Genomic DNA, 22536 nt, shown 5'->3' on the forward strand with positions numbered 1-22536 from the left:
TCGTTACCTTTTTGAGTGTGCACGGGCCGTGTCATTGGCCGCTGGTTTGGGTGCTCGTCACGGTCTGCTCGATCTTGCCCAGCCGTACGACGGTCACGCCGGGCCGCAGTTGCCGCAGCGAAGGCATGACGAGCATGCAGTTGTCGTAGGGCGTGGTGACCGCCTCGCCGTTCGACCAGCCAATCACGGCGCCGGCCTCGGCGAAGATCTCCAGCCCCGTGTAGGGCGCCGCGAATCGAAAATCCATGCTGGTGGCCACCACCGGCTGCGTCACGCGGACGATGTGCTGCGCGGGCGGCAACGGCGCGAGCCAGCCCGCCGGCAGATCCGCTTCGTCGACCACGCCGGCCAGCAACAGGAAGCGCGCGGTGGTGTCGCGCGCGACCGCAACGGCGCTTTGTTCCCAATGCTGTCCGCATTCGATCAGCAGCGCGTTCTTCGCGCTGGCGGGGTCGCCGAAGCCTTCGTAGTCGCGCATGCGGCGGCCTTCCGGGTGGCCTTCGTCGCAGATCACGGTGGCGGGCGCGCCGAGCCGCACGGCGAGGTCGATGCCTTTTGGCAGCGGTCCCGCGACGATCAACGGTTTGCTCTTCTCGTGCATGGAATGCAGATCGAGCAGGGCGTCGACCGTGTCGATCACCGGCCGCATTGCGCGTGCACGCGCCAATTCACTGGACGTGCGCGACGCGTCGTCGAGCACCGCGGCGGTCCACACGCGATTGAAATCCTGATCGACGAAGCGGGCCGCATCGGGCTCGGCGGGATCGAAGCGCTGATACGCAGCGACGTTCGCGAACGCCAGCGTGAGGCGCCCACGCCGCGGCCGCAACTCGCGCCGCAGCAATTCGTCGACGACGATCGCGCCGCACACCTCGTTGCCGTGCGTGAGCGCGTTGATCATCACGTGCGGACCCGGCGCGCCCGAGTCGAACGTATGGACGTAGGCGATGCCGGACGCCGATTGTTCGTGGCGCGAAATATCGGGGAATTCGACTTCGATGGGGTAGGCTTCCATGCTCATGCGAGTTGTCCTGGCAGAGAGTGAGCGAAAGACTCAGGCGAGCTTTGCCGCGATCGCCTGGCCGACTTCGGTGGTGTTCGCTTTGCCGCCGAGGTCGCCGGTATGCGGGCCTTCCACCAGCGTCGCTTCGATCGCGGCGAGAATCGCGTCGTGCGCCTCGCGCTCCTTGCCGGCGTGATTGCCGAGGAAGTCGAGCATCATCGCGGCCGACCAGATCATCGCGATCGGATTGGCGATGTTCTTGCCTGCGATGTCCGGTGCCGAGCCGTGCACCGGCTCGAACAGCGAGGGAAACTTGCGGTCCGGGTTCAGATTGCCCGACGGCGCGAGACCGATCGTGCCCGTGCAGGCAGGACCGAGATCAGACAGGATATCGCCGAACAGATTGGTGGCCACCACCACGTCGAAGCGATCCGGATTCAGCACGAAGCGCGCGCAGAGAATGTCGATGTGCTGCTTGTCCCACGTCACGTCCGGATACTGCGCGGCGACGCCGGCCGCGCATTTGTCCCACCACGGCATGCTGATCGCAATGCCGTTGCTCTTGGTGGCCACCGTGATCTTCTTGCGCTCGCGCCGTTGCGCGAGATCGAACGCGAACTTCAGCACGCGTTCGCTGCCGTGCCGCGTGAAGACGGATTCCTGCAGCACGAATTCGCGCTCCGTGCCTTCGAACATCACGCCGCCCACCGACGAATATTCGCCCTCGGTGTTTTCACGCACGATCCAGAAGTCGATGTCGCCCGCCTTGCGGCCCGCGAGCGGCGAAGGCACGCCGGCAAAGAGGCGGGCCGGGCGCAGGTTGATGTACTGGTCGAATTCGCGGCGGAACTTCAGCAGCGATCCCCACAACGAAATATGGTCGGGCACCGTGTCGGGCCAGCCCACCGCGCCGAACAGGATCGCGTCGGCCGATTGCAGTTGCGCTTTCCAGTCGTCCGGCATCATCTTGCCGTGCTTCGCGTAGTACTCGCAGCTCGCCCATTCAATGTGCTGATACTCCAGCTCGATGCCGAAGCGCGTTTTCACCGCTTCCAGCACGCGAATGGCTTCGGGCATGACTTCGACGCCAATGCCGTCGCCGGGGATGACTGCGATCCGATATTTCTTCGACATGTTGTGCTCCTCCGTTGGGCTTCTGGATGATTCGACAAGGGCTATTTTATTCCTGCTGTTTGAGACTAAAATGGTCGCTTTAGTTAAGCCACTGTGCACGATTCGTGTACAAACGCCGCTGCCATCCATCAACCTATGAGCGCCGTCCCATCACCCGATCTCGGCGATTTGCGCGTGTTTTGCGAAGTCGCGCGCAAGTCCAGTTTCAGCGCGGCGGCGGAGGCCTTGTCGGTGTCCGCGGCGTACGTCAGCAAACGCATCAACGTGCTCGAGACTACGCTCGGTACGCGTTTATTGCACCGTTCCACGCGCCGGGTCGCGATCACGGAAGCGGGCGAGCGCGTCTACACGTGGGCCGAAAAGATTCTCGACGATGTCGATCAACTCGTGGAAGACGTCTCCACCACGCGCCGCATTCCCGGCGGCAAGCTGCGCATTTCCAGCAGCTTCGGCTTTGGCCGGCGCTTCGTGGCACCCGCGCTCGCGCGCTTTTCCGAGCGCTATCCGCAATTGAGCGTGCGGCTCGATCTGTTCGACCGTCTCGTCGATGTGGGCGGTGAAGGCTTCGATCTGGATGTGCGCATCGGCGACGAGATCGCGCCGCATCTGATCGCGCGGCGGCTCGCGTCGAACTATCGCGTGCTGTGCGCGTCGCCCGGCTACCTCGCGCGGCATGGCGCGCCGCGCCAGCTCGCCGAGCTGTCCTCGCATGCGTGTCTCGCCATCAAGGAGCGCGACCATCCGTTCGGTCTGTGGCGTTTGACGGTGCGCGGCGAGGCGGTCTCGATCAAGGTCACGGGACCGTTGTCGACCAATCACGGCGAAGTGGCGGTGGAGTGGGCGCTGGCAGGACGCGGCATCGTGCTGCGTTCCATGTGGGACGTGCGGCCGCTGCTCGAAAGCGGCCAGTTGCAGCAGGTGCTGCCCGAGGTCACGCAACCGGCGAATCTGTGGGCGGTGTATCCGGCGCGGCTCGCGCAATCGGCGAAGGTGCGGGTCTGCGTGGACTTTCTCAGCGAGGAATTCGCGCAATCGAGTCCGCCGGCAAACGGTGCAGCAGGCGCGGACATGGCGGAACGTTGAACGCCGAACCCTGAGCGACAAGGTCCGGCGGATCAAGGACAAAGCAATGCCTAGTGATGATTCTGCGAGAACAGCGTTTCGAGCGGGTAATGGCTCTTCACGAACGGCGACTTGATGATCACGTAGCTGAAGTACTTCTCGATGCCGATATCGCGTTCCAGCAAACCTTCCACGATGCTCTGGTAATGGCTCACGCTGCGCGTGACGAACTTCAGCAGGTAGTCATAGCCGCCGCTTGCCAGATGGCACTCGACAATCTCGTCGACGTCGCGAATCGCATTCACGAACTTGATGAAGTCTTCCCGCCGATGATCGGCGAGCGTGACTTCAGTGAACACGATCTGCACGTCGCCGAGCTTTTCGAGCTGGATCTGCGCACCGTAGCCGATGATGTAGCCGGCTTTCTCCAGACGCTTGACCCGGATCAGGCAAGGACTGGGCGACAGGCCGACCGCGTCGGCAAGCTCGACGTTGGTTATGCGGCCTTTCTTCTGCAATTGGGAAAGTATGCGCAGGTCAATCCGGTCTAGCTTGCAGTCGCTGCTCATCGTAACGTTGTCGCTCCGGCGATCGGTGTGTGGGGCTGGGATGGCCCTCTACTCTAGCATGCGGTGGCATGAATTTTGACCTTCAACGCGGCGCGCACGTCGGCTTGTGCGAGAACGTCGTCGAGGGTCTTTTCAAGCCGTTCGAACATCAGATCGAACTCGGCCTCGGTGTACGAGAGCGCCGGTGCGAAGCCGAGAATGTTGTCGCCGAAGGCGCGGAAAATCAGGCGGTTTTCATACGCGGCGGCGGCGATCCGTTCGGACAGTTTCAACGCCGGGTCGAAGCCCGCCTTGCTGTCCTTGTCGGCGACGAGTTCGAGCGCGCCAAGCAGGCCACGGTGGCGCGAGTCGCCCACCAGCGGATGCGCGAGCAGCGCGTCGAGGCCTTGCGCGAAACGCGGCGCGCGCGCCACGCCGTTCGCGAGCAGCCCGCCTTCGTGATACAGGCGCAGCACTTCGAGACCAATGGCCGCGCTCACGGGATGCGCCGAATACGTATGGCCATGACCGACCACCGCTTCAGCGTCGCCGTTCGCAATGCCCTGATAGATTTCGTCCGACATCAGCACGGCGCCCATCGGCGCGTAGCCCGAGGTCAGGCCTTTGGCCACCGTCATCAGATCCGGCTCGACGTTTTCCCCTTGGCACGCAAACAGCGGACCGGTGCGGCCGAATCCGGTGATGACTTCATCGGCGACGAAGAGGATGCCCAGCTTACGGCAACTTTCACGCATCGCCTTGAGCCAGCCGACCGGCGGCACGATCACACCGCCCGAGCCCTGAATCGGTTCGCAGAAGAACGCGGCGACGTTCTCAGCGCCGAGTTCGGCCACCTTCGCTTCGAGCGCGGCCACCGAGGCGGCGATCAGCGCGGTGTCGTCGGCGAAATCGCTGCGGTACGCGTACGGCGACGGCAGATGATGCTGGTTCGGCAGCGGCAGATCGAAGTTGCGGTGGAACGCGGGCAGGGCGGTGAGGCCGGCGCCGGTCGTCGACGAGCCGTGGTAGCCGCGTTGCAGCGCGATGATGTGCTTCTTCGACGGACGCCCTGTGGCGTTGAAGTAATGCGTGATGAAACGCAGTGCCGAGTCCACCGCGTCAGAGCCGCCGAGCGTGAAGTACACGTGTTGCAGCGAAGCGGGCGACACCTCGACCAGCTTTTGCGCGAGTTCGATGGCGGGCTCCGAGCCGAAATGGAAGTAGCCGGTCGCGTAGGGCAGCTTCTGCATCTGCGCGGTCGCGGCATCGACGATGCTCTGCTGGCCGTAGCCGACGTTCACGCACCAGAGTCCGGAAAACGCGTCGAGCAGTTCGTTGCCGGCCGCGTCGCGCAGAAATGCGCCGCTGGCGGACTCGAGGACGGTGACGCCGCGTGCTTCGTGCACGCGGTAGTTGATGACCGGATGAATCAGATGCTTGCGGTCGGCTTCAATGAGCGATTGAATCGGCATGATGGTTTCTCGTCGCGGGAAGGGGCTGTTGACCGTTCCATACTACTGATCAGCGACGATCGCCTGCTCACCTAAACAATTGCCTGAAAAGCGCGCACGACGCGTTTTGATGCGCGGTCTTGGCATTTTCTGCTGCGGACGCTGAATAGCGGCGCCGCGCGGGCGTTTCATGCGGTGCTGCCCTCAATAGCCTTGCGCGCGGTCGATCTGGCCGACCATCGGCAAGCCTTCGCGATGGCGGCGCAGGTTGTCCAGCACCACCTCGACGGCGGTTTCGGGCCGCGTCGCGCTGGCGATATGCGGCGTGATGCGCACGCGTGGATGCGTCCACAGCGCATGCCCAGCGGGCAATGGCTCGGGATCGGTGACGTCGAGAATGGCGTTCTGCAACTGGCCGCTCTCGAGCGCCGTCAGCAGGTCCTGCTGATTCAGATGCGGACCGCGGCCCGTTTGAATCAGCGCCGCGCCGCGCGGCAGCTTCGCGAACAACTGCGCGTTGAGCAGCCCGCGAGTGGCAGGCGTGAGCGGCAACAAGCAGATCAGAATATCGGTGCGCGCGAGAAACGCATCCAGTGCGCCTTCACCCGCATAACACGCCACGCCTTCGATCTCGCGACCTGAACGGCTCCATCCCGCACAGTCGAAGCCGAACAACCGCAGCCTTTCCAGCACGGCCGTGCCCAACACGCCAAGCCCGAGCACGCCGACGCGGCGTTGACTGGCTGGCTTGAGCGGCAGCTCGCGCCAGACCTGCTGCTGTTGCTGAAGACCGTAGTCGAACAGATCGCGATGAATCGTCAACACGGCTTGCGTGACGTATTCGACCATGCCTTCGACGATCCCCGGCTCGATCATGCGAACGACCGGCACATGCTCCGGCACGCCCGACAGATCGAACTGGTCGATGCCCGCACCGACCGAGAACACGACTTCCAGATTAGGGAAGGTGCGCGTCGGATCTTCCGGCGGCTGCCAGGCGGCGAGATAACGGATCGCGGCCGGGTCGCCGAGATCGGGCCAGATATGAAACGGCAACTCCGGCGCCTTCTGCGCGAAGAGTTTCGCCCACTGGGCGCCGCGCGCCGGGTCGGCTTTATAGAGGAAGGCCATGATGGTCAGCAGATTGCCTGGTTGATGATGCCGTATTGCAGGTAATGCGCGTCCTGTGCGCCGCTCGCGGGCTCGCCCGGCGTGGCGGGGCGGACCATTTTGACGACCGTGTCCACGCGCGGCAAGCCCAACTGTTCCAGCCACTCAGTCAGACCGCTATCGCCGGGTGTATCGATACGCACGAACACGCCTTCATTCAGCGCCAGCCAGTGACTGATGAGCGCCTTGGCGCGGCTCGAATCCTCGGAGGCGGGCGCGACCACTGGACCGATCGCAAAGCCGCGTCCGAAGCGGCGAAACAGTGCGAAGCCGATCAGTTCGCCGTCGCGATCGAGCGCAATGCCGTCGGCGGTGCCGAGCAGCGCGGGCAAAACTTCGCCGCGATCCAGACCGCTGGCCCGCGACGCCAGTTCGACCAGCCGCGCGGTATCGCTCGAACCGAGCGGGCGCAAACGCTCGCCCGGCGGCAGCGACACGAGCGGTGGCTGGAACGCCGCGCCCTGATGCTGGTCGAGCGTGCCGGCCGCGCGAAAGCCGAGCTTTTCATAGAGCGGCTGGCCGGCGGTGGTGGCGTGCAGGAACGTGACGCGGCCGCCCAGTTCGTCCAGCACCAGGTCCATCAGCTTTCTGCCGATACCGCGCCCCTGGCTTGCCGGCGACACGATCACCATGCCGAGCGAGGCGCGCTCGGCGCCGTATTTCCAGCACAGGGCGGTGCCGATCACGCCGCTCGTGTCTTCCGCGACGAAACCCACGCCCAGCTGCGCGACGAATCTCCAGTCGTCCGCGCGATGCGGCCATTTGAGTTCGACCGTCAACGCGTGCGCGGCGGCGATGTCGTCGAGGGTGAAGCGTCTATAGGTAATCGAATCGGACACGCCGTACTCCCTGATTGACTGAAGGCTTACGCCGTCACTGTGTCATCCGGTGCGCGGTGTGACTAGGACGATCTTTTTATCGCGGGCCCCGGAAAGAGCCCCGTTCAAATTCGATGCAAAACGCCAGGTCTGGGCGCGCATTACAGGTGAGTTCTGCTGCGTGGCGATTTTTGTCGGCGACATATGCCACGCCCGCGGCTCTACGATTTTGTCATGGCGGGGGCGTTCACGAAACGCACCGCACGGACCACCAGCCAGTCACACAGGAAACCTTGCTCATGGACAGCTTCAATCCGGACGACGTCGCGATTCGCAGCGGCCATTACATCGGCGGTGAATATGTAGATGTAGAGGCGGGCGAGCGCCGCATCGAGGTGGCGCGGCCGTCGGACGGCGTGGTGTACGCGTCGGTGCCGCTCGCCGATGCCGGCATGGTGGACCGCGCGGTCGAGAACGCGTGGCAGGCTTTCAAGCACAGTGGCTGGGCGCGCATGGCGCCGCGTGAGCGCGCGAAGATCCTGCGCCGCTTCGCCGAGCTGGTCGAAGCCGATGCGCCGATGCTCGGCCGGTTGGAAGCGCTCGGCTCGACGCGCCCGATTGCGCAGGCAATCGGTTGGGACGTGCCGTTCACCGCCGAGGGCATTCGCTTTTACGCCGAATTCGCCGACAAGCTGGGCGGCGACGTCGCGGCCACGGATCACGATCATCTCGGCATGACGATCGCCGAGCCGTACGGCGTGATCGGCGCGATCGCACCGTGGAATTTCCCGCTGGTCATGGCCTCGTGGAAGATCGCGCCCGCGCTGGCGGCGGGCAATGCGGTGGTGCTGAAGCCTTCGGAGATGACGCCGTTCTCGGTCCTGCGGCTCGCCGAACTGGCGGTGCGGGCGGGCGTGCCCGCGGGCATCTTCAACGTGATTCAGGGCGATGGGCGCGTGACCGGCGACGAACTGGTGCGTCATCCGAAGATCAGCAAGGTCACTTTCACGGGTTCTACGCGCACCGGCGCGTCGATCATGGCCGCGTGTGCGAACAGCGGCACCAAGCCGGTCACGCTCGAACTGGGCGGCAAGAGCCCGCAAATCGTTTTCGCCGACGCGCCGCGTCTGGACGACGTGGCGCGCCGCATCGCCGGCGCGATCACGGGCAACGCGGGGCAAGTGTGCGTGGCGGGCTCGCGTCTGCTCGTCGAGCGAAGTCTCGCCGAGCCGCTTGCCGAGCGTATCGGCAAGATCTTCGCCGAGCTGAAGCCCGGCGCGACGTGGGCCGCCGGCACCACGCTTTCGCCGATCATCTCGGCGCCGCAGGCTGCGCGCATCGAAGGCATCGTGGGACGCACGCTGGAAGCCGGCGCGACGCTGCGCTACGGCGGCGTCAGGGCCGACGGCGGCGCGGACGGCGCGTTCTACAGCCCGACCTTGCTGACGGACGTCACGGCGCACTCCGAAGCGGTACGCGAAGAAGTCTTCGGCCCGGTGCTGACGCTGCAAACCTTCGATACCGAAGAAGAAGCGCTCGCGCTCGCGCAGCATCCCGAGTACGGCCTCGCGGCTGGTGTGCATACCGCCGACCTCGGCCGGGCGCTGCGTTTCGTGCGTGGACTCGAAGCGGGCACGGTGTGGGTCAACCGTTATGGCCGCACCTCGGACTTCATGATTCCCACGGGCGGCTTCAAGCGTTCCGGCATCGGCAAGGACCTGGGCCGCCAGGCCTACGAGGCCAACCTGCGTTTCAAGAGCGTCTTGATCGACCTGCGCGCCTGATCGCGTGTCATCCGCCTGGCATGCCGGCCGCAAACCCATTATGGGCAAGGCTTTCAGGCCGATCACCGCATTCTGTGCTGTCCGCGGCCTCAAAACGCCTGGTTTGTGTCACCAGCCATGCCCTAATCAGGAACATCTATGTTTTTGCGCTGATTAAATCTTTAACAGGAATGAGCTTTTGCCTGTTTTCGCCAATGAGCTCCGACAGCGAGTTCACCATCACGATAGGACTGCACCATGATCGAATTCGAACCGAAATACATCACCTTCGACTGCTACGGCACGCTGACGAAATTCCACATGGCCGACATGACGCGCGAACAGTACGGCCACTTGCTGAACGGCGAAGACCTGGAAAAGCTCATCGCGTTTTACTCGGGCTATCGTCGCGATGAAGTGCTCGGTGCGTGGAAGCCGTACCGCGAGGTGGTGGTCAATGCGCTACGCCGTGCCTGCAAGCGCATGAACGTCGAATTCAACGAAGCGGGCGCCCAGAGCATCTATGACGCAGTCCCGACGTGGGGTCCGCATCCGGACGTGCCGGAAGGCGTCGCTCGTCTGGCGAAGAAGTACAAGCTGGTGATTCTCTCGAACGCTTCGAACAACCAGATCCAGAGCAATGTCGACAAGCTCGGCGCGCCGTTCCATAAGGTCTTCACGGCGGAGCAGGCGCAGTCGTACAAGCCGCGCATGCAAGGCTTCGAATACATGTTCGACCAGCTCAACTGCAATCCGGAAGACGTGCTGCACGTGTCGTCGAGCCTGCGCTACGACCTGATGACCGCGCACGACCTGGGCATCAAGCACAAGGTGTTCGTCAAGCGCGGCCACGAACCGTCGACGCCGTACTACCAGTACTACGAGGTCAACGACATTCCGCATCTGGCTTCGGAACTCGGCCTGTAAGCGCCGTTTTTTCACGCGCCAAAGACTGCCTGCCGCCTCACTCATTGCCCATCTCAAGGACAGACCGGATGAAGCTCGATTCCTACTGGCTCGACACCGCGCCGCCACTGCTGTCGGCGTGCGAGGGTCCGGTCGACGGCCAGACCGATGTGGTGGTGATCGGCGGCGGCTTCACCGGACTGTCGGCGGCGCAAGCGTTGGGTAAGCGCGGCGCCGCGGTGACCGTGCTCGACGCGGGCCGCATCGGCGGCGGCGCGTCCGGGCGCAACGGCGGACAGGTCAATACCGGGGTCGCGCAGGACTTCGTCGCGCTGGTCGCGCAACTCGGTGTGGAGCGCGCGAGCGCGTGCTACCGCGCGTTTTCGGATGCGGTCGACACGGTCGAGCGTCTGATCCGCGAGGAAAACATCGACTGCAATTACATTGCGACCGGCAAGCTGAAGCTGGCCTCCAAGCCGCATCACCTCGCGCATCTGGAGAAGACGGCGGAGGCAATCCGCCGTGAAGTCGATACGGATATCGAACTGATCGACCGCAGCCGCATCCGCAGCGAAATCCAGTCCGACAGTTTTTACGGCGGATTGCTGCAACGGCACGGCGGCCAGATGCATATGGGCAAGTTCACCGTCGGTCTCGCCGAGGCCGCGGTGCGCCGCGGCGCCAAGTTGTATGAGAACGCGGCGGTCACCGCCATCGTGAAAGACGGCGGCGGCTTTCGCATCACCACGGCGCGCGGCGAAGTGCGCGCGAAGCAGGTGCTGATCGCGACCGGCCCGTCGCGGCATGGTCCGTTTGGTTGGTATCGGCGGCGTCTCGCGCCGGTCGGTTCGTTCATCGTCGTGACGGAGCCCGTGTCGCCGGAGTTGCTGGCGCAAGTGTTTCCGAACCGGCGCGCGTATACCACTACGCGTTTGATGCACAACTACTTCCGCGTGACGCCCGATTCGCGTTTGCTGTTCGGCGGCCGCGCGCGCTTCACGGCGTCCGAGCGGCCGTCCGATGCGAAGAGCGGACGCATCCTGCAGGAAGGCCTCGCCGCGATGTTCCCGATGCTCGCGAGCGCGCGCATCGACTATTGCTGGGGCGGTCTGGTGGATATGAGCGCCGACCGTTTGCCGCACGCCGGCCAGCACGACGGCATCTATTTTTCTATGGGCTACAGCGGTCACGGCACGCAAATGTCGACGCACATGGGCCAGGTGATGGCCGACGTGATGGACGGCCATGAAGACCAGAATCCGTGGCGCGAGTCGGAGTGGCCCGCGATTCCCGGCCATACCGGCAAACCCTGGTTCCTGCCGCTCGTGGGCACGTACTACCGCATCAAGGACATTTTTTATTGATCGTTCGTTGTTCGATTGGCAATTAAAACCACGCAGCCAAGTCTGCTCAACCCCCATTGCTCACCCTCGCGGAGAAGTTCGATGAATAAGGAAAACTCGCAACATGGCGCTCTTCATCTCGGCAGCGAGTTGGAGCGGTTGACCGCCAAAGGTGCGTCGCGGCGCGGTGTGCTGCGCGCGATGGCCGCAGCCGGGATGATGTCAGTGACAGGCGCCGGTCTTCTGACCGCGAGCGGCGAGGCACTGGCGCAAGCCAAGCCGAAGCAGGGCGGCAAGATCCGCGTGGCGACGCAGTCCGCCTCCGCGGCCGATACGCTCGATCCCGCGAAGGGCGCGCTCGGCACCGACTACGTTCGTGGCTTCATGTTCTACAACTGCCTGACCGAGCTCGACCCGCATCTGGGCGCGAAGATGTCGCTGGCGACCTCGCTCGATACGAAAGACGCGACCGTGTGGGTCGTCAAGTTGCGCAACGGCGTGCAGTTCCACGACGGCAAAGCGCTCGCCCCGGCCGACGTGGTGTACTCGATCATGCGCCACAAGGATCCGGCGACCGCTTCGAAAGCGAAGACACTGGCCGACCAGATCAAGGAAGTGAAGGCGACCGGCCCGAATGAAGTGACCATCACGCTGGACGGCCCGAACGCCGATCTGCCAGTGATTCTCGCCACCTCGCATTTCCAGATCATCAAGGACGGCACCAAGGATTTCAAAACGGCGGTCGGCACGGGCCCGTTCAAGCTCAAGGAATTCTCGCCGGGCGTGCGCACCGTCGGTGTGAAAAACGAGAAGTACTGGAAGCCGGGCATGCCGCATCTCGACGAGGTCGAACTGATCGGCATCGGCGACGAATCGGCGCGCGTGAACGCGCTGCTTTCCGGCGACGTGCAACTGATCAACGCGGTGAGCCCGCGTTCGACCGCGCAGATCAAGGGCGCCGGCGGCTTCTCCGTGCTGGAGACGAAGACCGGCTTGTACACCGATCTGATCGTGCGCGACGAAGGCGGCCTGACCGGCAACGACGATTTCCGGCGCGGCATGATGTACCTGCAGGACCGCGAGCAGATGCGTCGCGCGATCTTCCAGGGTTACGGCACGATCGGCAACGACCAGCCGATCGATCCGACCAACAAGTACTACCTCGCTGGCTTGCCGCAGCGCGCCTTCGATCCGGACAAGGCGAAGTTCCATTTCCAGAAGGCCAAGGTCGGCAGCGCGCCGATCCAGATCTTCGCGTCGCCGGCTGCGGAAGGCTCGGTTGAAATGGCGATGTTCCTTCAGCAGGTCGCGCCGCAAGCCGGCTTGAATCTGCAGGTCTCGCGCGTGCCGGCCGACGGCTACTGGTCGAACCACTGGATGAAGCATCCGCTGGGTTTCGGCAACATCAACGCGCGGCCGAGCGCCGACGTGATTTTCACGCAGTTCTTCAAGTCGGACGCACCGTGGAACGAAGCGAACTGGAAAAGCCCGAAGTTCGACCAGATGCTGGTGGCCGCGCGCGGCGAGCCGGACGACGCCAAGCGCAAGAAGATCTACGGCGACATGCAGGTGCTGGTGCATGAAACGGGCGGCATCGGCATTCCTCTGTTCCAGAGTTCGCTCGACGCGTATACGAACAAGCTGAAGGGCCTCGGCTCGATTCCGCTTGCCGGGCTGATGGGCTTCATGTTCGCGGAAAACGTCTGGCTCGAAACCTGAGCCGGACCCAGGTCACACCCTGCAACACGCGCGCCGCGGATCGAGCGGCGCGCGGCTTTAACTGCAACTACGTTGCATGGGACCAGAGTAAGCGCAAAAGCGCTAACTCTGGTCGACAGAGGAGACTCACGATGAAAGCACATGCGCAACGTCTCATCGCCGCACGCCTCGGCCTCGCGCTGCTCACGCTGCTGCTGGTGTCGGCGGTCGTGTTCGCCATCACCGGGCTGCTTCCCGGCGACGCGGCCCAGCAGGCGCTCGGCCAGGCGGCGACGCCCGAAGCCGTGGCCGCCTTGCGGCATCAGTTCGGCCTCGACCAGCCCGCGCTGCAACGCTACTTCGTGTGGCTGCTTCACGTGGTGAGCGGCAACTTCGGCACGTCACTATCGAACAATCTCCCCGTCAGTCAACTGATCGCGACGCGCCTGCCGAATTCGCTGGTGCTGGCCGGTCTGACGGCGCTGGTTTCGGTGCCGGTGGCGCTGTTGATCGGTATTTCGTCGGCGATGTTCCGCGGCTCGCTGCTCGATCGCACGCTCAACGTGCTGACCCTCTCCACGGTGGCCGTGCCGGAATTCCTGATCGCGACGATCGCCGTGCTGATCTTTGCCGTCAAGCTGCGCTGGCTGCCGGCGCTGTCGTATCTGTCGGAGGTGCATTCGTTCGGCGCGCTGCTGCGCATCTACGCGATGCCGGTGATGACGCTGTGCTGCGTGCTGGTCGCGCAGATGGCGCGCATGACGCGCGCCGCGGTGCTCGATCAGCTCAATTCGTCGTATGTGGAAATGGCCTTGCTCAAGGGCGCCTCGCCGGTGCGCGTGGTGTGGCGGCATGTGTTGCCGAACACCATCGGCCCGATTGCCAACGCCGTGGCGCTGAGTCTGTCGTATCTGTTCGGCGGCGTAGTGATCGTCGAGTCGATCTTCAACTATCCCGGTCTCGCGAGCCTGATGGTGGACGCGGTGACCAACCGTGACATGCCGCTCGTGCAGGGCTGCGTGATGGTGTTCTGCGCGGCGTATCTCGCGCTCGTGCTGATCGCCGACCTGTGTCAAATCATATCCAACCCGAGGCTGCGTCGATGATGAGCCAACCTACCAATCCCCACCACGTGCCTCACGCCGGCACGGAGCTGTACGACGTGCGCCGTGACGAAGTGGTCGTCGAACCGGCTCCTGTTGAAGCGCCGGCGCTGAAACACGGCGTGCTCAAACGCCTCGTGCACCGCTTCTCCATACTCGGCCTGATCGGTCTGCTGATGGTGGCGTTCTGGCTGCTGGTCGCGTTCATCGGACCGCTGGTCGCGCCATACAAAGGCGGCGCGCTGACCTCGACGGAAATTTTCGGCCGCTACAGCGCGGCCTATCCGCTCGGCACCGACTATCTCGGCCGCGACATGCTCAGCCGGATTCTCTACGGCGCGCGCTACACGGTCGGCCTCGCGCTTGCCGCGGCGGTGCTCGCCAGCGTGATCGGCACGTTCTTCGGGCTGCTCGCGGCGGTGTCGGGCCGCTGGGTCGATGAAATCCTGAGCCGTCTGTTCGACGCGCTCATCTCGATTCCGAGCAAGGTGTTCGCGCTCGTCGTGATCGCCGCGTTCGGTTCGTCGATCCCGATGCTGATGACGGTGGCCGCGGTGGCCTACATTCCCGGCGCGTTCCGCATTTCGCGCTCGCTCGCGGTGAACGTGATGGGCCTCGAATACGTGCAGGTGGCGAGAGCGCGCGGCGAAGGCATTTTCTATATCGCGCGGGTCGAGGTTCTGCCCAACATGATTCATCCGATGCTCGCCGATTTCGGTCTGCGCTTCGTGTTCATCGTGCTGCTGCTGAGCGGGCTGAGCTTCCTCGGTCTCGGCGTGCAGCCGCCGAACGCCGATTGGGGTTCGCTCGTGCGCGAGAACATCGGCGGCCTGTCGGAAGGCGCGCCCGCCGTGCTGATGCCGGCCGTCGCGATCGCGACGCTGACCATCGGCATGAATCTGCTGATCGACAACCTGCGGCGTCGCAGCCGTAGCCACGGAGGTGCGTGATGGCTGATCGCGACATGATCGAAGTGAAGGGCCTGAGAGTCGTCGCGGGGGCCGCGCCGGGGCCGGTGACGGAGATCGTCAAGGGTGTCGATTTTTCGGTGAAGAAGGGCGAAGTGCTCGCACTGATCGGCGAGTCCGGTTCGGGCAAGACCACCATCGCGCTGTCGCTGCTCGGCTATGCGCGTGCGGGCTGCGCGATCAGCGGCGGATCGGTGCGCATCGGCGAGCTCGAGGTGTTGTCGCTCGATGCGAAGGGCCGCCGCGCGTTGCGCGCGCGTACCGTGGCGTACGTCGCGCAGAGCGCGTCGGCCGGCTTCAATCCGGCGCGTACGATCATGGATCAGGTCACCGAACCGGCGCTGCTGCATCACCTCATGACGAAAGAGGCGGCGCGCGCCAAGGCGATCGGGCTGTTCCGCGCGCTCGCGCTGCCCGCGCCGGAAACGATCGGCGAGCGCTATCCGCATCAGGTGTCCGGCGGCCAGTTGCAGCGTTTGATGGCGGCGATGGCCTTGATCACCGATCCGGCCGTCGTCGTGTTCGACGAGCCGACCACCGCGCTCGACGTCACCACGCAGATCGAAGTGCTCGCGGCCTTCAAGAAGGTGATTCGCGAACTCGGCACTACGGCCGTGTACGTGTCGCACGATCTGGCGGTGGTTGCGCAGATGGCGGACCGCATCGTCGTGTTGAACGGCGGCGCGGTGAAGGAGAACGGCGCGGTCGCGCAAGTGCTCGACGCGCCGGTGGATGCGTACACGCGTCAGTTGCTGGCGGCCACGCGTCGTCCTGAAGCCGTGCTGACGTTGCCGCCGAACCTGGGCAAACATGTGCCGCCGCTGCTGGAGATTCGCGGACTGTCCGCGGGTTATGGCCGCATCGACCGCCACGGCGCGCCCGCCGTGCGTGTGCTGGACGACGTCAGTCTGTCGATTCCGCGCGGCAGCACGCTCGGCGTGATCGGCGAATCCGGCTCCGGCAAGACGACACTCGCGCGCGTGGTGGCGGGTCTCGTCGACCGGGCGCGCGGCGAGGTGCTGTTCAACGGCGAACCGCTGCCGGCGCAAATCTCGCGCCGCACGCCGGAGCAGTATCGGCAGATTCAGATCGTGTTTCAGAACGCCGACACGGCGCTCAACCCGAGCCATTCGATCGCCGATATCCTCGGCCGGCCGCTCGCGTTCTATCACCATTTGCGCGGCTCGGCAGCGAAGAAGCGCATGCTGGAACTGCTCGATCTGGTGAAGCTGCCGGCCGGCATCGCCACACGCACGCCGGCCGGACTGTCGGGCGGCCAGAAGCAGCGCGTGAATCTGGCGCGTGCGCTCGCCGCGGATCCCGCCTTGATTCTGTGCGACGAAGTGACCTCCGCGCTCGACACGGTGGTCGGCGCGGCGATCCTCGATCTGCTCGCCGAATTGCGGCGCGAACTCGGCGTGTCGTACATGTTCATCAGCCACGATATTTCGACGGTGCGCGCGATCTGCGACGAAGTGATCGTGCTGTATGCGGGGCATCGTGTGGAAGCGGGCCAGCGCGAGGTGCTCGCGGCGCCGCCGTATCACCCGTACACGGGCTTGCTGGTGGATTCGGTGCCGGCATTGAAACCCGGCTGGCTCGACGCGCGCCGTGACATCGTCGCGACGGCCTTGCCGGCGATGGGCGAGAGCGCCGACGTTGCCGAGTTGTGCTCGTTCCGCGCGCGTTGTCCGGTGCGTATCGACGGCAAGTGCAACATGACGCCGCCCTCGTTGAAGAAGCTGCCTTCCGGCGCGGAGATTCTGTGCCACCATCCGGTCGCCGAACTGAACCGTTTGCAGACCGTGGAGGCGACCCCGGCATGAGCGGACGATTCGTGCGCCTTGCGGAAACGGGCCGCAAGACCTTTCCGATCACCGTGGACGGCATCGTGCGCGAGGCCGCCGAAGGGGACACGCTGATGGTCGCGTTGCTCACCGGCACGGCCACCTTACGCGATTCCGAATTCGGCGACGGCCGGCGCGCCGGTTTCTGTCTGATGGGCGCCTGCCAGGACTGCTGGGTGTGGACCGCGCAAGGCGAGCGCGTGCGCGCGTGCAGCACGCCGGCCGTGCCGGGCATGTCGATCGTTACGAAGCTGGCGGAAGCCGGGGAGGGCGTATGGCCCCGCGCGTAGTCATCATCGGGGCCGGGCCGGCGGGCGTGCGCGCGGCGCAGGCGCTGGTCGAAGCGGGGCTGCGGCCTGTCGTGGTCGACGAAGGGCGGCGTGACGGCGGGCAGATTTATCGACGTCAGCCGGAAGGGTTTTCGCGCAGCTACGAGACGCTTTATGGCACCGAGGCCGAGCGTGCCGCGGCGCTGCATCAGAGCTTCGATGCGTTGAAGAGCCGCATCGACTATCTGCCGGAAACGCTGGTCTGGAACATCTCGCCGAATACCGTGCATCTGGTGAGCGGCACGCGCTATCACACGCTCGCGTTCGACGCGCTGATCGTCTGCAGCGGCGCGACGGACCGGCTGATGCCGGTCAAGGGCTGGCACCACGCGGGCACTTATAGCCTGGGCGGCGCGCAGGTCGCGCTGAAATCGCAAGGCTGCGCGATCGGCTCGCGCATCGTCATGATGGGCAGCGGTCCGCTGCTGTATCTCGTGGCCGCGCAGTACGTGAAGGCGGGCGCGCAGGTTGCCGCGGTGCTCGACACCTCGACGTTCATGCAGCGCGTGGCCGCGCTGCCGCGCCTGCTGGCGATTCCCGCCGCGCTCAGAAAAGGCATTGCGTTGACGCGTGTGCTGGCCGACGCGCGCGTGCCGGTTCATCGCGGCGTAGAGCCGCTCGAAATCAAAGGCTCGCCGCAAGACGGCGTGAACGCGGTTGAAGTCGCGCTACCCGGCGGCCAGCGCCTCGAACTCAAGTGCGATGCCGTCGCGCTCGGTTATCACTTGCGGCCCGAGACGCAACTCGCCGATCTCGCGGGTTGCCGTTTCCTGTTCGACGAAAACGCTCAGCAGTGGCTGCCGCAAATCGACGCCGACGGGCGCAGCAGCATCAAGGGCGTCTATCTGGCGGGCGACGGCGCACGCGTGCGCGGCGCCGACGCGGCGGAGCGCTCCGGCCGTCTCGCGGCGCTGGCCGCCTTGCAGGATCACGGCCTGCCGGTCAACGGCGTGGAGCGCTTGCGCGCCGAACTCGCGCGCTTCTCACGATTTGCCGCAGGCTTGCGTGAAGCCTTCCCGTGGCCGGCGAAATTCGCCGCGTCGCTGCCGGACGAAACGATAGTTTGCCGATGCGAAGCGATCACGGCCGGGGAATTGCGCCGCGTGGTGCAGGCGACCGGCGCTAAAGAGGCCAATCGCGCGAAGGCGTTTTCGCGCGTCGGCATGGGCCGTTGCCAGGGACGCTATTGCGGCCACGCGGGCGCGGAGATCATCGCGGCGGCCGCATGTGTGCCGCTGTCTTCAGTGGGACGGCTGCGCGGCCAGGCGCCGGTCAAACCGCTGCCCGTGGCGCTGACCGAAGAGGTGAGCGACGAGGTGAGCAAATGAGCGCGACGACCCGCAACGAAGCCGATGTGATCGTGATCGGCGGCGGCATCATGGGAACGACGACGGCGTTCTTCCTGCGCCGGCGCAACCGCTCGGTGATTCTGCTCGAACGCGGACTCACCGGCCAGCAGGCGAGCGGCGTGAACTTCGGCGGCATCCGCCGTCAGGGCCGCGCGCTGCCGCAGCTGGCGATGGCCAACCGCGCGCTGCGCACGTGGCAACGCTCGGCGGAACTGCTCGGCGAGGACATCGAGTTTCTGCCATCGGGCCACACGCGCGTGTGCTACCACCAGAAGGACGTCGAGAATTTCGATCAGTACGCCATCGACGCGCACGCCTACGGTCTCGAACTCGAAGTGCTGCACGGCGAAGCGCTGTTCAGGCGTTTTCCGTTTCTCGGCCGCGAGGTGCTGGCGGCTTCGATCTCGCCGCTCGACGGCCACGCCAATCCGCGCCTCGCCGCGCCCGCGTTCGGCCGTGCGGCGGCGCGGCTCGGCGCGCAGGTGATCGAAGACGCGGAGATCGTGCGCGTCGAAAAAGACGGCAGCCGGTTTCGCGTGGAAAGCGCGCGCGGCGACGTGTACTGGGCGGCACAACTCGTGATCTGCGCGGGCGCGTGGGCGAGCCGGCTGACCGAACAGTTCGGCGAACACGTGCCGCTGACCGCGCGCGGGCCGCAAATGTGCGTGACCGAACCGGTGCCCTACGTGTTCAAGTCGTCGATGGGCGTGTTCACGTCGATCAAGGAAGAGAGCATTTACTTTCGCCAGATTCCGCGCGGCAACATCATCGTCGGCGGCGGTCCGGCCGGTCCCGCCGACGCCGTGACGAGCCGCGCCTCGGTGCTGCCGGTCAACACCGTGCGGCAAATGGCGCAGATGCGCCGGCTCGTGCCCGCGTTGGCGCCGCTGCATGTGATTCGCGTGTGGAGCGGCGTGGAAAGCTATTTGCCCGACAGCGAGCCGGTGATCGGTCCGAGCGGCCAGGTCGACGGTTTGTTCTACGCGTTCGGCTTCAGCGGGTCGGGTTTTCAGATCGGGCCGGGCGTCGGCGAGACGCTGGCGGAGCTCGTCGATACGGGCAGTACGGCGATTCCTCTCGACGCGTTTTCCATCCGGCGTTTCACGACACAACCGGCGGCCCGCTCGAGCATCGTGACGTCATGAAACAGTCCATCAGCCTCAATGCCGCCCGCGCCTTCATCGAAGCCCATTTCGACGAACCGGTGACGCTCGCCCAACTCGCCGCGCTGTCCGCGCTCAGCGTGTCGCGCTTCGCCACGGTGTTCCGGCAGCAATACGGATCGTCGCCGTATCGTTATCTGTGCGGCCTGCGGATTCAGCGCGCGCAGACGCTGTTGCTCGAAGGCGTGCCGGGATCGGTCGTCGCGACGGAGGTGGGCTTCTTCGATCAAAGCCATTTCGGCCGCCATTTCAAGCGATGCTGCGGCATGACGCCCAGCATGTTCATCGCGCGCGCCGCAGCCAATGCGGCGCGGCATGGCTGCGCGAGTGGTTCGATCGGCTTGAGTGGCGCGCCTACGGCGTCGCGTTCAGCTTCCGCCATAACGTCGTCTTGCTGATGCCGAGCGCCTCGCAGACTGCGTCGCGATCGCCGTCGTGCGCGGCAAGCGCGGTGCGAATTTCGTCGGCTTCCACGTGACGGCTGCGTTCGCGCAGGGTTAAGGCTGACTTCTTCGCACGCGCGTGCGGCTCGACGATTTCAGGCGCGACCGTGCGCAACATGTCGCGTGTGAGAACGGGTTCGGTGGCGTCTTCGGGCAGTGCGTCTACGTCCACGTCGGCGAGTTCGACCGCGATCCGTTCGATCACGTTCTGCAATTCGCGCACGTTGCCAGGCCACGCGTAACGCTTGAATGGCTCGTCGAGCGCGGCGAGCAGGCGTTCGGCGGCGGCCGCGTCCGGCAGGCGCTCCGCGAGCCTCGGTTCGCGCGCCGCGGCTTGCAATAGCAGTTCGACGGCGAGCGGCAGCAGGTCGGTCGGCCGCTCGCGCAGCGGCGGCAGCGCGATGCTCAGAATGTTGAGCCGATAGTAGAGGTCGGCGCGAAAGCTGCCCGCTTCGATGCCCTCGGTCAACGCGCGATGCGTCGCCGCCACCACGCGGATATCGACCCGCGTCGGCTCCGTCGAACCGAGCCGCACGACTTCGCGCTCTTGCAACACGCGCAGGAGCCGGCTTTGCAACGACAACGGCATCTCGCCGATTTCATCGAGAAACAGCGTGCCGCGGTGCGCCACTTCGATCAGCCCCGCCTTGCCGCCCTTGCGCGCGCCGGTGAACGCGCCTTCTTCGTAGCCGAACAGTTCGCTCTCCAGCAGCGCCTCGGGAAACGCGCCGCAATTGATCGCGACGAACGCGAAGTCGCGCCGCGCGCTCAACTGATGCATGCTCTGCGCGACCATCTCTTTACCCGTGCCGCTTTCGCCGAGAATCAGCACGGTGGCGTCCGATCGGGCATAACGTCGCACGAGCGCGCGCACCCGTTCGATCGATTCGGACGCGCCGACGATATCGTCGAGCCGGTAACGCGCGCTGAACTGCTGCACGCGCTGGCGTGAACGCAGCGTCCGGTCGAGCCGTTCGACCGCCCGCGATTCCTGAAACGTCAGCACCGTGCCCGCCGCCGCGCTGCTGCTGGCAAGCGGCCCGCGATGCACGACATAGCTCACGCCACGTACCGTGCATAACGTGTCGCCGTCCGCGTCCGGCAGGCTGCCGGCGAGATCGGGCGCGAGTTCGAGCAGCACGCGGCCCACGGCATTCGCCGCGTCGAGGCCGAGCACGCCGGCGAGGCGCTGGTTCATCGCTTCGACGCGGCCTTGCGCGTCGAGCGCGACGACGCCGTCGCGCAGATGCTGCAGCAGATTGTCGAGCCGTTGACGCCGGATCGTTTCGCGGCGCGTGGCCTGGGCGACTTCGAGCGCGGTGTCGAAGGCCGCGCGCACCGACGCGCGCGAATACAAAAATACCGCCCCCATGCCGGCATTCGCGGCGAGATCGGTCACGAGTCCTGGGCCGACCACCACGTCGATGCCGCGATCGCGCAGATCGAGCACGACGCTCTCCGCGTCCTGCGCCGATTGATAGGAAGCGAACGTGACGTCGAGTGCGTAGGAGGTCGCGAAACGCCGCACTTCGTCAGGCGTATTGCCGTGTGTGACGAGCGCGACCTTCGCGCCGTCGCGGCGCGCTCGCGCGAGCGCATGCATCACGTCGAAGCCGGTCGGGCCGATCAGCACGACCGGCACCGATACGCGCGTCTTCAGATACGCGCCGTTCGAGCCGCCGGCAATCACCACATCCGGACGGCCCGCGCCTGCGGCGTCGACTTCGCGCACGGCGTCTTCGAAGCCGTGCGCGACGATACGCAGGTCCGCGCGTTCGACATATTCGCCGGCGATGTCGAAAAACAGATCGCGCAGGCGGCTGATACTGACCGCCCAGATGCGGGGGCGCTGGGCCGGTTCGAAAAGAGGTGTGCTCAAGGCTGGGCGGCTCGCGGCGGGGTGAGAACGTCCGCCTATTATGCGCGCATCCATTTCCAATTTGAAATTCGCATTTCAGTTATGAAACGAAATGCAAACCATCGTGGACGTCCGTCTTTTGTGAAATCAGGCACTTAGCGTGCGTCGGAGCGGCTGGCCCATTCTTTGCTCTTAAGGCTGCGGTCAAAGCATCCCCCCATGCATCAGGAGACGAACCCATGAGCGAAGCAGACAACAGCACGCCGAACGCAGGCGCATTCAAACCGAAGAAATCCGTCGCCCTGTCGGGCGTGACGGCCGGCAACACGGCCCTTTGCACGGTCGGCAAGACCGGCAACGACCTGCACTATCGCGGCTACGACATTCTCGATATCGCCAGCGCCTGTGAATTCGAAGAGATCGCGTACCTGCTCGTGCACGAAAAGCTGCCGACCCAGGCCGAACTGACCGCCTACAAGACGAAACTGAAAGCGCTGCGCGGCCTGCCCGCCAACGTCAAGGCCGCGCTCGAATGGATTCCGGCCGCCGCCCATCCGATGGACGTGATGCGCACCGGCGT

The 22536-nt window shown here is 65.1% G+C and carries 20 protein-coding genes; 13 read left to right on the plus strand and 7 right to left on the minus strand.

Features of this window, described 5'->3' with window-relative positions:
* Positions 1-31: 31 nt before the first annotated feature.
* A complete protein-coding gene (locus ACQKRQ_RS33130; protein ID WP_427481625.1) occupies positions 32-1021 on the minus strand; it encodes a succinylglutamate desuccinylase in 990 nt (329 codons plus the stop codon).
* Positions 1022-1054: 33 nt separating this feature from the next.
* On the minus strand, positions 1055-2137 hold the full coding sequence (locus ACQKRQ_RS33135) for a tartrate dehydrogenase (protein WP_408177848.1): 1083 nt from the start codon (positions 2135-2137) through the stop codon (positions 1055-1057).
* 135 nt (positions 2138-2272) lie between these two features.
* On the opposite strand from ACQKRQ_RS33135, the gene ACQKRQ_RS33140 reads away from it, so the two are divergent.
* On the plus strand, positions 2273-3220 hold the full coding sequence (locus tag ACQKRQ_RS33140) for a LysR substrate-binding domain-containing protein (RefSeq protein ID WP_427481627.1): 948 nt from the start codon (positions 2273-2275) through the stop codon (positions 3218-3220).
* Positions 3221-3270: 50 nt separating this feature from the next.
* On the opposite strand, the gene ACQKRQ_RS33145 is transcribed toward ACQKRQ_RS33140, so the two are convergent.
* From ACQKRQ_RS33145 to ACQKRQ_RS33160, 4 genes are all read right to left on the minus strand, one after another.
* Positions 3271-3768 (minus strand): Lrp/AsnC family transcriptional regulator, encoded by a 498-nt coding sequence (locus ACQKRQ_RS33145; RefSeq protein WP_011491802.1) that lies wholly within the window; start codon positions 3766-3768, stop codon positions 3271-3273.
* Between the two features lie 53 nt (positions 3769-3821).
* Positions 3822-5219 (minus strand): aspartate aminotransferase family protein, encoded by a 1398-nt coding sequence (locus ACQKRQ_RS33150; RefSeq protein WP_427481629.1) that lies wholly within the window; start codon positions 5217-5219, stop codon positions 3822-3824.
* Positions 5220-5402: 183 nt separating this feature from the next.
* The gene (locus ACQKRQ_RS33155; protein WP_427481631.1) at positions 5403-6329 is read right to left on the minus strand and encodes a 2-hydroxyacid dehydrogenase; all 927 of its coding nucleotides are present in this window, start codon (positions 6327-6329) and stop codon (positions 5403-5405) included.
* A gap of 5 nt (positions 6330-6334) precedes the next feature.
* Positions 6335-7207 carry a GNAT family N-acetyltransferase gene (locus ACQKRQ_RS33160; protein ID WP_427481633.1) on the minus strand — a complete coding sequence of 291 codons (873 nt, stop codon included), beginning with the start codon at positions 7205-7207 and terminating at the stop codon, positions 6335-6337.
* A gap of 278 nt (positions 7208-7485) precedes the next feature.
* Between ACQKRQ_RS33160 and ACQKRQ_RS33165 the strand changes: the two genes are divergently transcribed.
* The 11 genes from ACQKRQ_RS33165 (at position 7486) to ACQKRQ_RS33215 (ending at position 20053) form a co-directional block, all read left to right on the plus strand.
* Positions 7486-8970 (plus strand): aldehyde dehydrogenase family protein, encoded by a 1485-nt coding sequence (locus tag ACQKRQ_RS33165; RefSeq protein WP_427481635.1) that lies wholly within the window; start codon positions 7486-7488, stop codon positions 8968-8970.
* A gap of 237 nt (positions 8971-9207) precedes the next feature.
* Positions 9208-9876, plus strand: coding sequence for a haloacid dehalogenase type II (locus tag ACQKRQ_RS33170; RefSeq protein ID WP_132381904.1), 669 nt, complete (start codon positions 9208-9210; stop codon positions 9874-9876).
* Between the two features lie 68 nt (positions 9877-9944).
* Positions 9945-11219, plus strand: coding sequence for an NAD(P)/FAD-dependent oxidoreductase (locus ACQKRQ_RS33175; protein ID WP_408286446.1), 1275 nt, complete (start codon positions 9945-9947; stop codon positions 11217-11219).
* Between the two features lie 81 nt (positions 11220-11300).
* Positions 11301-12917 carry an ABC transporter substrate-binding protein gene (locus ACQKRQ_RS33180; protein ID WP_408177854.1) on the plus strand — a complete coding sequence of 539 codons (1617 nt, stop codon included), beginning with the start codon at positions 11301-11303 and terminating at the stop codon, positions 12915-12917.
* A gap of 131 nt (positions 12918-13048) precedes the next feature.
* The gene (locus ACQKRQ_RS33185) at positions 13049-14002 is read left to right on the plus strand and encodes an ABC transporter permease (RefSeq protein ID WP_132381910.1); all 954 of its coding nucleotides are present in this window, start codon (positions 13049-13051) and stop codon (positions 14000-14002) included.
* The gene (locus ACQKRQ_RS33190) at positions 13999-14949 is read left to right on the plus strand and encodes an ABC transporter permease (RefSeq protein WP_427481639.1); all 951 of its coding nucleotides are present in this window, start codon (positions 13999-14001) and stop codon (positions 14947-14949) included. Before ACQKRQ_RS33185 ends, ACQKRQ_RS33190 begins: the two co-directional genes overlap by 4 nt.
* On the plus strand, positions 14949-16793 hold the full coding sequence (locus ACQKRQ_RS33195; protein ID WP_427481641.1) for an ABC transporter ATP-binding protein: 1845 nt from the start codon (positions 14949-14951) through the stop codon (positions 16791-16793). The genes ACQKRQ_RS33190 and ACQKRQ_RS33195 overlap by 1 nt, the downstream gene beginning before the upstream one ends.
* Positions 16790-17104, plus strand: coding sequence for a (2Fe-2S)-binding protein (locus ACQKRQ_RS33200; RefSeq protein WP_132381916.1), 315 nt, complete (start codon positions 16790-16792; stop codon positions 17102-17104). Before ACQKRQ_RS33195 ends, ACQKRQ_RS33200 begins: the two co-directional genes overlap by 4 nt.
* Positions 17089-18471 (plus strand): FAD-dependent oxidoreductase, encoded by a 1383-nt coding sequence (locus ACQKRQ_RS33205; protein ID WP_427481643.1) that lies wholly within the window; start codon positions 17089-17091, stop codon positions 18469-18471. The genes ACQKRQ_RS33200 and ACQKRQ_RS33205 overlap by 16 nt, the downstream gene beginning before the upstream one ends.
* Entirely contained in the window at positions 18468-19637 is a 1170-nt protein-coding gene (locus ACQKRQ_RS33210; protein WP_427481645.1) for an NAD(P)/FAD-dependent oxidoreductase, read from the plus strand. The genes ACQKRQ_RS33205 and ACQKRQ_RS33210 overlap by 4 nt, the downstream gene beginning before the upstream one ends.
* The gene (locus ACQKRQ_RS33215) at positions 19634-20053 is read left to right on the plus strand and encodes a helix-turn-helix domain-containing protein (protein WP_427481647.1); all 420 of its coding nucleotides are present in this window, start codon (positions 19634-19636) and stop codon (positions 20051-20053) included. The genes ACQKRQ_RS33210 and ACQKRQ_RS33215 overlap by 4 nt, the downstream gene beginning before the upstream one ends.
* Here the strand turns inward: ACQKRQ_RS33215 and prpR are convergent.
* A complete protein-coding gene (prpR, locus tag ACQKRQ_RS33220) occupies positions 20010-21977 on the minus strand; it encodes a propionate catabolism operon regulatory protein PrpR (RefSeq protein ID WP_427481648.1) in 1968 nt (655 codons plus the stop codon). The two genes, ACQKRQ_RS33215 and prpR, sit on opposite strands and share 44 nt — an antisense overlap.
* Before the next feature lie 218 nt (positions 21978-22195).
* Between prpR and ACQKRQ_RS33225 the strand changes: the two genes are divergently transcribed.
* Positions 22196-22536 (plus strand): citrate/2-methylcitrate synthase (locus ACQKRQ_RS33225; RefSeq protein WP_427481650.1); only part of this gene is annotated, 341 nt, incomplete at its 3' end.

Origin of the sequence: Paraburkholderia sp. NPDC080076 (assembly GCF_050281145.1) — a bacterium.
In the GTDB taxonomy this organism is placed as follows: domain Bacteria; phylum Pseudomonadota; class Gammaproteobacteria; order Burkholderiales; family Burkholderiaceae; genus Paraburkholderia.